Raw genomic sequence first — 1,021 nt, forward strand, 5'->3', positions numbered from 1 at the left:
CAGCTATTAAAAATTATGCTGAAAAAAGGTATTAACGATTACCAACAACACCTATGATCCACCGTTTTGTTTTTCAGATGGGGCTATTATCTTTGGGGATCAGCTATGCGTTTTTTAAGTAGCCGTAGGTTTCGGCGGACACATAGCCTTGACGTTATATGCAATTAGTATCAATGAGCAGGATAATTTTTCTAATAACACTTAGCTTTGTGCTTAACAAATCTATGGGGCAATTCATTGCTTCAGAACCAATTAATGAATCTCAAGTTAAGGCATGGATACCTAAATTTACTCTAGAATACCAAGGAGCATATCACTTTGGAACTTCAGAATGGGAATCAACTTTAATCGTTTTTTTCTCTGGAAAAGAAATAATTGCGCAAATATCACATGGAAATTGGAATAATGACGGCACAATGTGGGTCATGCAATATGATAATTTGCATAATGTAAGTATAGATAAAGCAGGTAATTTTAAAAGTGATAAATATAAAGGGCAGTTCGTCTTATACGGAGAAGGAAATAATCTGAAAAAATGTCTGAAAATATATAATTCATGGACAGTTGATATTGAAAAAGGACAATATGAACTTGGTTGGAGAAGTGCATCAATTAAAGACATGTATTCAGGTAAATTTGCAATTGCATCTACCCAAGAACTTGACCCATCTGAACTTGAGAGGATGTCATCAAAAGATTTGAAAATTATGCGGAATGAAATATTTGCTCGATATGGATATAGGTTCAAAAAAGATGGCGAAATGGATCAATATTTTAGCAAACAATCTTGGTATAGACCGCAACACTCAAATGTGAGTAACTTCCTAACTGATCTTGAAAAAAGAAATATTCAATTAATTAAGAAAGAGGAACAAAAACCTTAAAAGGCATATAACATATGCTTCCATGAATAATCCCTTCCCTTTAATTTAACTACAATTCACTGATATTCAATAACTTTTCTTTTTGTTTTTATCCTTTTAGCTCTTTTTCAAATGAGTGATAGCGGTCAAGGCCGGGC

General features: G+C 33.3%; 1 protein-coding gene. It reads left to right on the forward strand.

Going from position 1 to position 1,021, the window contains the following annotated elements; all coding sequences use genetic code 11:
- The first annotated feature begins 158 nt into the window (after positions 1-158).
- Positions 159-884: a YARHG domain-containing protein gene (locus OO013_RS20090; RefSeq protein WP_266058919.1), complete on the forward strand. Its 726-nt coding sequence runs from the start codon at positions 159-161 to the stop codon at positions 882-884.
- Positions 885-1,021 lie beyond the last annotated feature (137 nt).

The organism is Mangrovivirga halotolerans, assembly GCF_026241165.1.
Taxonomy (GTDB): domain Bacteria; phylum Bacteroidota; class Bacteroidia; order Cytophagales; family Cyclobacteriaceae; genus Mangrovivirga; species Mangrovivirga halotolerans.

Bases quoted from the DNA above. Each gene is read 5' to 3' on its own strand.
- OO013_RS20090 (WP_266058919.1), top strand. From the start codon at position 159: ATGCAATTAGTATCAATGAGCAGGATAATTTTTCTAATAACACTTAGC.